We start from the raw sequence: 8626 nt of genomic DNA, 5'->3' as shown, positions 1-8626 counted from the left end.
AATTAAGATAACAGATTTTTTAAAATTTTTTCTTGTAATAGTTTTGTTTATTTTTCTTTCAAGTTTAACTCTTTTTTTTGATTTTTCAGCTCTCACAATTCAAAGAGGTTTGAAAATTTTTGTTAGAAGTATTGCAGGAACATCATGTATACTTTTTCTAATATTTACAACTCCAGTTGTTGATATTATTTCTTTTGTACGTTTTAGAATGTTAAAAGATCTAATATTTCTAACATACCGTGCAATTTATATACTCCTCAAAGTAGTTGAACAGATGATTACTGCACAAACAGCAAGATTTGGTTATTCAAATTTTAGAAATACAATTAACAGTATGAAATACCTTATGTACGGAGCTTTTTCCAGGTCTATTAAATATTCTGAGGAAAGCTATATGGGACTTTCAAGTAGGAATTATAACGGTACTATAGAGATTCTAAAGGAATATAGATTAAATCTGTATATCTTAATTCCTTTTGTGGTTGAAATTGTTCTTATTGCTTTGGAGGTTTTTTATGTTAAGGCTTGAAAATGTGTATTTTTCGTATGAGTCAAAGAATTACATTCTTGAAGATATAAGTTTAGAGTTTAAAAAGGGATTAAAAATAGCAATACTTGGCAGGAATGGTTGTGGTAAAACAACTTTGATGCTTTTATGTTCAGGTATTTTAAAACCAAAAAAAGGAAAAATATTTATTGATGATTTAGAAGTTAAAAATCCAAGGCTTTTAAAAAAACATGTAGGTATTGTGTTTCAAAATCCAGATACACAGTTATTAGCCGCAAAAGTTTATCAAGATATTTCTTTTGGACTTTTTAATCTTGGTTTTGGAAAAGACATAGTAAAGAAAAAGGTTGAAGAAATTATTAAACGCCTTGGAATAGAACACTTAAAAAATAAGCCGACACAGTTTTTGAGTTATGGGCAAAAAAGATTAGTTAGCATTGCAGATATTCTTGTAATGGAGCCAGAATATATCTTTCTAGATGAGCCAGAAGCTTATCTTGATTACAAATCATTTTTGAAAGTCCAAGAAATTATTTCAGAGCTTCCGAAGGAAGGAAAAAGTGTTATTATTTCTACTCATGATAGTGATTTTGCATTTGAATGGGCAGATTATATTTATGTCATTGACAACAAAACAGTTGCTTTACATGGAACACCAGATTATGTATTTTCACAGGTAGAAGATTTACAAAAGATAGGATTAAAAATTCCATTAATAAAAAGATTGGAGGTATAGGATGAAGGTATTTTGTTCATTTAGTGGCGGAAAAGATTCAATGCTTGCACTTTACTATGGTCTAAAAAAATACAAAAAAGTAGATTATCTTTTTACAATGCTCTCAGAAGATTGTATTCATTCAAGAGCTCATGGACTTCCAAAAAGTTTACTAGAAAAACAAGCTCAAAGTATTGGTATTAGATTAATTACAAAATGTAGCAGTTGGAAGGAATATGAAAACAATTTTTTGAGTTTTCTTGATGAGTATGTCAAAGGAGGAGTTGGCATATTTGGAGATATTGATCTTCAAGAACATCTCGATTGGGTGGAAAACGTGTGTTCAAAAAAAGATGTAGAAGTTTTTGAACCACTTTGGCTAAAGAAAAGAAAAGATGTGGTAAGTGAATTTCTTTCACTTGGTTTTAAGGCAAAGATTATTGCGTTAAAAAAAGATTTAGGTATTGAAAAGTACCTTGGAAAAGATTTAACCTTTGATCTTGCAGATGAATTTGAAAAAATCGGTGTAGATGCGTGCGGGGAAAATGGAGAATTTCATACCTTTGTGTACGATGGCCCTATATTTAAGTATCCAGTTGATTTTAAAGTAAAAGGAACAGTTCAAAAAGAAAGAAATATTGTTTTAGAACTTGAGTAAAGGAATTCCCACCTGGGAATTCCTTAATTATTGGTTGACTTTATCTAATTTTTGTTCTTTGACCTTTTTTGCATTTTTAGAAATTTTATTTGAAATGAATTTTCCAAATGAAATTGAAAATAAGTATGAGAAAGGATCTGTAAAGAATTTGTAGTGGTAATTTTTTTTTATTTAAACCTTTTTCGATCCAGTAATTTTTATCTATATCAAGCAGGTTTGTTGCCATTGCTTTTTGTACCTGAAATCTTATTAACTTAGTTAATCTTATATATCTTTTTGGTGGCTTTTCCATAGCATTTATAAATTTTTTTATTTGTTTTTTTGCTTACTACTCTTTTTTCAGAAACACGTTTACCTATTTTCCCAGTTGGGATCATTCCCCATGTTGTTACAACGTCTTCAAGATATTGGAGAACTTTTTTTAGGGAACTTCCTGCGGTAGTTGCAACTAAAAGTGCAGGTTTTCCTAAAAGAGGAGGTCTGTGATACCATCTGCATGTCCTATCAAGAAACTTTTTTAAGACTCCAGAAACATTTTCAATGTAGACTGGTGTTCCAAGAACAATACCATCTGCAGATTTTAGTTTTTCCATTAGCTCTTCTGCCTGGTCTTTAATAACGCAAAAATCTTTTTTTATACACACTTCACATCCAAGACAATCTTTAATATCATACTCTTTTAAGTGTATATACTCTACATCATATGGAAGTTTTTCTGCAATATTTTTTAAAAGTTCAAAGGTTCTTCCCTTTCTTGCGCTGCCGTTAATAACCAAGACTTTTTTCATATAACCACCTCAAAATCTATATTAGATTCATTTGTTTCTACTGCATACTTTGCAAGTTCATCTGCAAGTTCGTTGTATTTTACACCTGTGTGGGATTTTACCTTTTCAAATTTTACCTTTATGTCTTTTGCATAATTGTAAAATTTTTCTTTGTAGACTCTTGTAAGAGGTGTTTTTGCCCGCCATTCACCCGTTATCCATTTTTCAAGGCCTTCATAGTCGTAATATAAGGTTATACATTTAAATCCTTTTTGCTTTGCAATTTCTAGGGCGTACAAAACTGCAAGGATTTCTCCACTTACATTTCTGTGTTTTGCAAGTTCCTCATTTTCTATACTTTTGTAGAATTTTTCAATTTTTTGTGAAAGTATTACTATTGAAAATCCAATTTTTTTGGTTTCTGAAGAATAACTGCCGTCTATATAAACCTTTATACAGAGGATATTTTCGGCAAACTCATTTGCTACTTCTTTGCTGGTTGCAGCTAAAATTTTTATTGCTGTAGCTTCACGTTTTTTATTAAAAAACACTTGAAGTTTCAAGATTTGATTATTCTTTTTTAAATAACATATATGCTGAAATTTATGTCTTTTTATTGAAATAATTTCAAATTCACTTGGTATTATGGAATAAAAACTTTCAAAACCAGAAGTATCTTTTTCAAAATATTCTATGTTTATATCCTTTATTTTTGGGTTGTTAATTATTCTAATGCTATCAATCCTCCTTACTAAAGTATACCATTTTTTGTAAATAAAGAAAACAAAAAAAGTCTGGATAAAATCCCGACTCTACCATTTAACGGTAGGTGAAAAAGTAAACTTTATTGGTAATTTATAAATTTCTGCCTTTGTTTGACCTAAAAATCAGACTCAACAAATTTTAGTGATAAGACAAATTTTCCGGATTTTACTTTTGGAAGTCTTATTATTTTACAAGGATTTATATTTGAAAATCCAAAGTCTTCAAGTGTAATATAATAATACGACTTGCAAAAATTGTTTCTTGAGAAAAATGTTATGAAGTTATTTAAAATTTCACCTAATTCGTTGTTAAAACTCTTAGATAAAAATTGCACTTCTACTTTAATATCTGTGTTTGAATGAAAATTTATTTCTAAGAATTTAAAATTACAATAGAATTTAGAAAAATTTTTTTGAGTTATAACTATGGGAATGGAATTTATAGTTATATCAATCCATTGACCCCCCTAATTTTAATATTTTTCTCTATTTTAGTCCATTTAATGAGCTTGTATTAATTGATTTTGGGGTGTTCTGAGACAAAGCTATTGAAAATGATAACAAAAGAAAGATGAAAGTAAAATATTTTATCTGGTTCAAATGATTCGCCCATTTCTATTTATTTTAAATAAAGCCAGGCTTGGTGGCCTGGCTTTGAGAAAAAGTTATTTTATTTATTTAATAATTTTAGAATGGAATACCCTGACCAATGTAAAAATTATTTTTCAATAAATCTAATCATCATTTGATAATCTTTTCTATATTGTATTGTTTGTCTAGAAAATAGATTATTTATTTTTGTTCTTCCTTCTACAAGATAAGCATACAATCTTCACATAGATTGAATATTAGTTAAATACATAAGAGATAAAATCAAAACAAAGATATGATCAGGATACTTTCTTAGATATATTCTTTTAGACTTGTCAAGGACAAAATTAGATAATTTATTGAGTAATTTTAGTGGTCAAATAATATTGAAGTGAATATTGTTGGGCTACACCTTCTTGTTTGGTGCTTTGTATTTGGTACAAAAACAATTTTAGCAGGTATAGCCCTTTTTTATATTCTAATTTAACCTATTTTTACTTTGGCCAGGGTCAAATTAAATACTATCAAAATTTTGATAAGACTAGAATATTTAATTATTTATTAACAAAAGGAGTGTATAATGTATGGGTGAAAAATTTTAGAAACACGTATGAAGTATTATTTTTTGATGTGATATATTATTTAGTATCCCTTACAAGCTATTATTTAAAAAATCCAAATATTTACTTTATTTAACCTATGTAAGTTCTCATGAAAAGATACTTTAATTAATAAAGAATGTTTTATAATAAAGAAAATTTATTTGTTCCGTATGACTTTGCAAGATTTTTATTAGAAAAAAATTTTGAGTTAAGAGATTCAATTTACATCCCAATATATATTACTCTTGAAAACAGTGTTGATATTTCTAGATTTTTGAGAAAAGGTGATGTGCTATCAAAGAAAGATAACACGTTTTTGGTCTTACTTGAAAAAATCATAATATTTCTATGATTGAGGAAGTTACAAGTTTTTTAAAGCATTTAGAAAAAATGGAATTGAGGTTAAACATTTTGAGGTAAAATAAAGGCGACCTTGGAAGTCGCCTTTATTTATTCCCATTCAATTGTTGCAGGTGGTTTAGAAGTTATGTCATATACTACCCTGTTTACACCATCTACCTCATTTACTATTCTTTTTGCAACTTTATTTAAAAATTCATGTGGAAGTTTTGACCAATCTGCAGTCATACCATCAAAGCTATTAACTGCCCTTAAAGCAATAACGTTATCATATGTTCTATAGTCTCCCATAACTCCAACGGATCTAATAGGTAAAAATACAGCAAATGCCTGCCATACTTTATCATATAGATCGTTTTTCTTTAGCTCTTCAATGAATATATGATCTGCATGTTGCAGTATTTTTATAGCTTCATTTGTTACCTCTCCTATAATCCTTACTGCAAGTCCTGGTCCAGGAAACGGATGTCTATTTATCATTTCATCAGGAAGTCCAAGAATCTTTCCAATTTTTCTTACCTCATCCTTAAAGAGATATCTAAAAGGTTCTATAATTTTAAAAGGTAACTTTTCGGGAAGTCCACCTACATTGTGGTGTGTTTTTATCTTTGCGGCAGCTTTCCGTTCGCTAACTTTACTTTCAATAATGTCCGGATAGAGTGTACCCTGAGCAAGATACTTTATATTTCCATGCTTTTCAAGGAGTTTCATTGAAGCCTCATAAAACACGTCTATAAAGGTGTGACCTATTATTTTCCTTTTTTCTTCCGGATCTTCAACTCCTTTTAGGTTACTTAAAAACCTTTCTTTTGCATCAACAACGACTATATCTATTCCCAATTTTCTAAAATTTTCTTCTACTTCTTGCCTTTCATTTAGCCTTAGAAGACCAGTATCAACAAATATTGGGATTGAATTTTTTCCAATTGCTTTGTCAAGCAGCAGTGCAACAACTGATGAATCAACTCCACCAGAAAGTCCCAAAATTACTTTGTCATTACCTACTACTTTTCTAATTTCATTTATCTTTTCTTCAATAAAGTCTGTCATTTTCCAATTTTTTTCCATCTTTGCGACTTTAGAGACAAAATTTTCCAATATTTTGTCTCCAAAACTTGTATGAGTAACTTCTGGGTGAAATTGAACACCGTATATAGTTCCATCTTTGTTTCGTATTGCAGCATAAGGTGAATTTTCACTTTCTCCAATAACAAGGAATCCTTCTGGTAATTTTTCGACTCTGTCTGAATGACTCATCCACACATCAAATTCTTTAGGCAAGCCTTCAAACAGAGGATCATCTTTTACTTTTAATACAGCATGTCCAAACTCTCTTTTTGGAGATTTTTCCACTATCCCCCCAAATTTGTGAACAAGCGATTGAAGGCCGTAGCATATTCCAAGGATGGGAATGTTCAATTCTAAAATATAGTCATGAACAAACGGTGCATCTTTTTCAAAAACACTTGCAGGACCACCGGAGAGAATTATTGCTGCAGGATTCAAGTTTTGAACTTCTTCTTTTGAAGCGTCCCAAGGAAGTAGTTCAGCATAATAACCTTTTTCTCTAACACGCCTTACAATAAGTTGAGTATACTGGGATCCATAATCAAGGACAACAACAGTATTCAAAAAAACACCCCCCAAACTTTTTCAAAAATTTTATCATTAAAGAGACAAAAAAAGATAAAAATGATATAAATTATATGTTAAAAAGATAAGTCAACATTTGGGACTTCTTTTTCAGCTTCTTCAACTTTAAAGAATGGAGCTTCCTTAAATTTAAACATAGAAGCAATTATGTTTGAAGGGAAAACTGAAATCTTTGTATTGTATTTCATTACTATATCGTTGTAAAATTGCCTTGCGTATGATATTTTGTCTTCTGTTTTTCTTAGTTCTTCCATTAAAGAGCTTACATTTTCGTTAGCCTTTAGGTCGGGATAATTTTCTACAACAGCTAAAAGTTTTGATAATGCTCCAGTAAGTTGATTTTCTGCCTCAATTTTTTTACTAATATCTTTGCTTGAAATAGCAGAAGCTCTTGCTTGCAAAACTTTTTCAAGTGTTTCCTGTTCAAATTTCATGTATCCTTTTACACTGTTAACAAGATTTGGAATTAGATCGTGCCTTCTTTTAAGTTGAACGTCAATTTGACTCCAAGCGTTTTCTATCATCTTTTTGAGTTTTACTAGAGAGTTGTATGTACCAATAACCCAGAAAAGAATTAGTAATATAATACCTAGAATAATCCAGATCAAAAAACTCACCTCCTTATTGTATTAAAAAGCTCCACCACCACCACCACCGGAGCCTCCACCAATACCACCGGCTCCGCCTGAAAATCCTCCTTTTCCTGAGGAGTTTCCATAAACTGTGGAATGTGCAACTGTAGAAACAACATAAAACTGTCTTCCGAATCTCCTATATGGATAATAATACACGGTTTCGTTTACATCGATGTCTTTAGGTATCAATTTTTTCAAGTGTTTTTCAACCTTATCGGCTATGGAAAGCGCTGTTGCATACACAAGATAATCTTCCCACAAAATTATAGATTCTGGAGGATATTGTGAAAGAAGAGAATAATCAGTTAAAAATTTTTCAAAGTTTTTCCATTTAAGATAGTATTCTCTTCCTTCTTTTGACCAACTACCAAATACATCCTTTGGTAAAATGAATACCACTGCACCTATTGCAAAAATCAGGCTTGAAAAAACACTCTGATATAAAAAGTTTATTTTTGAAAAAGAGAAAAATATTAAAATTGAAGAAATTATTGAAAATATTCCAACTAAATAGGAAAGGTAAGTACCAGCAAGAGATAAATACTTTCTTGATTTTGCGATATCTACTACAAGAGACTTGTATGCATTAAATTCGTCAAGAAAGTCTTTAGCAAGTTTTTTATCCTTAGATAAAGTTTTTTTAAGCTGCGAGAAAGAAAAAATATTTTCAAATGAGTATTTTTTTAATAGTTGATAGAAAAGTTTTTCAGTTTCACTTAAATCATTTCCGTCTCTGTCAAGGATTTTTATGTATTCCCCTTCTTTATCAAGTTCTACATATTTCTTTTTGTAAAGATCCATGATTACCGCACTAATTCCATCAGAATCAATTTTACTTAATTGATTTACAACTATTGCGTTAACAATATCTGGAGAATCATTATATGGTATTTCCCTCTCATATATCCCACTGTATGGAATTTCTTTTTCTCTTCCAAAAAAGTTGAAAATAAGCATTAAAAGAGTGATTGATAAAATTGTAAGTATAGGTGGTAATATTCTACTTAAAAAGACTTTTGAAGAATAAGATTTTTCAATTTTTTCTATATCATTTAAATAAAGGCTTGGATTTTCATATGAGTATTTCAACTTTTTGGGAGGAAATATAAATCTTGCTTCTGCAAATGTATAAGGTGGGAGTTTTTTAATGTTTAAGGTGAATGTATTACCATTTCTTGAATAATTTATTTTTGGGTGAGTGTATATTTTTTCTGCAGTTAAATCTTTTGGAAAGACAAATTTTGCGGTTATGTTATTGACTGGAGCATCCCATCTTGGCCCCCAAAATTGTCTAAAGACTTGTGAAATATCACTTCCATTTTCAAATACGTACTTTGCATCATATGTGACGTGAAGTTCAATGTTTTCAATCT

Annotated in this window: 10 protein-coding genes; 4 read left to right on the top strand and 6 right to left on the bottom strand. The window is 30.0% G+C overall.

Going from position 1 to position 8626, the window contains the following annotated elements; all coding sequences use genetic code 11:
• From JG780_RS09635 to JG780_RS09625, 3 genes are all read left to right on the top strand, one after another.
• A partial coding sequence (locus JG780_RS09635; RefSeq protein ID WP_287570363.1) for a CbiQ family ECF transporter T component occupies window positions 1-529 on the top strand: 529 nt, incomplete at its 5' end.
• Window positions 516-1244 (top strand): energy-coupling factor ABC transporter ATP-binding protein, encoded by a 729-nt coding sequence (locus tag JG780_RS09630; protein WP_287570362.1) that lies wholly within the window; start codon window positions 516-518, stop codon window positions 1242-1244. The genes JG780_RS09635 and JG780_RS09630, both read left to right, overlap by 14 nt.
• A gap of 1 nt (window position 1245) precedes the next feature.
• Window positions 1246-1881 (top strand): Dph6-related ATP pyrophosphatase, encoded by a 636-nt coding sequence (locus JG780_RS09625; protein WP_012579991.1) that lies wholly within the window; start codon window positions 1246-1248, stop codon window positions 1879-1881.
• Window positions 1882-2135: 254 nt separating this feature from the next.
• Here JG780_RS09625 and JG780_RS09620 read toward each other — a convergent pair whose 3' ends face one another.
• The 3 genes from JG780_RS09620 to JG780_RS09610 all read right to left on the bottom strand — a co-directional run bounded on the left by JG780_RS09620 (window position 2136) and on the right by JG780_RS09610 (window position 3747).
• Window positions 2136-2669, bottom strand: a complete 534-nt coding sequence (locus JG780_RS09620) for a flavodoxin family protein (protein WP_004101174.1) — start codon at window positions 2667-2669, stop codon at window positions 2136-2138.
• Window positions 2666-3199 carry an RNase H family protein gene (locus JG780_RS09615; protein WP_012579993.1) on the bottom strand — a complete coding sequence of 178 codons (534 nt, stop codon included), beginning with the start codon at window positions 3197-3199 and terminating at the stop codon, window positions 2666-2668. Before JG780_RS09615 ends, JG780_RS09620 begins: the two co-directional genes overlap by 4 nt.
• 329 nt (window positions 3200-3528) lie before the next feature.
• Window positions 3529-3747, bottom strand: a complete 219-nt coding sequence (locus JG780_RS09610; protein WP_287570359.1) for a hypothetical protein — start codon at window positions 3745-3747, stop codon at window positions 3529-3531.
• Window positions 3748-4741: 994 nt separating this feature from the next.
• Here JG780_RS09610 and JG780_RS09605 point away from each other — a divergent pair.
• A complete protein-coding gene (locus JG780_RS09605) occupies window positions 4742-4957 on the top strand; it encodes a hypothetical protein (protein WP_004101178.1) in 216 nt (71 codons plus the stop codon).
• Window positions 4958-5055: 98 nt separating this feature from the next.
• Here JG780_RS09605 and guaA read toward each other — a convergent pair whose 3' ends face one another.
• From guaA to JG780_RS09590, 3 genes are all read right to left on the bottom strand, one after another.
• Window positions 5056-6597 (bottom strand): glutamine-hydrolyzing GMP synthase, encoded by a 1542-nt coding sequence (guaA, locus tag JG780_RS09600; protein WP_287570357.1) that lies wholly within the window; start codon window positions 6595-6597, stop codon window positions 5056-5058.
• Window positions 6598-6674: 77 nt separating this feature from the next.
• A complete protein-coding gene (locus JG780_RS09595) occupies window positions 6675-7235 on the bottom strand; it encodes a LemA family protein (RefSeq protein ID WP_287570355.1) in 561 nt (186 codons plus the stop codon).
• Window positions 7236-7247: 12 nt separating this feature from the next.
• A partial coding sequence (locus JG780_RS09590; protein WP_287570354.1) for a DUF2207 family protein occupies window positions 7248-8626 on the bottom strand: 1379 nt, incomplete at its 5' end.

Source organism: Thermosipho sp. (in: thermotogales) (assembly GCF_020054775.1).
Lineage (GTDB): Bacteria > Thermotogota > Thermotogae > Thermotogales > Fervidobacteriaceae > Thermosipho > Thermosipho africanus.
The sequence above is the reverse complement of the archived record's forward strand: the minus strand, read 5'-3'. Positions and strand labels throughout refer to the sequence as shown.

Coding starts and splice junctions, on each gene's coding strand:
- JG780_RS09630 (WP_287570362.1), top strand. CDS start 516: ATGTTAAGGCTTGAAAATGTGTATTTTTCGTATGAGTCAAAGAATTAC.
- JG780_RS09625 (WP_012579991.1), top strand. CDS start 1,246: ATGAAGGTATTTTGTTCATTTAGTGGCGGAAAAGATTCAATGCTTGCA.
- JG780_RS09620 (WP_004101174.1), bottom strand. CDS start 2,669: ATGAAAAAAGTCTTGGTTATTAACGGCAGCGCAAGAAAGGGAAGAACC.
- JG780_RS09605 (WP_004101178.1), top strand. CDS start 4,742: ATGTTTTATAATAAAGAAAATTTATTTGTTCCGTATGACTTTGCAAGA.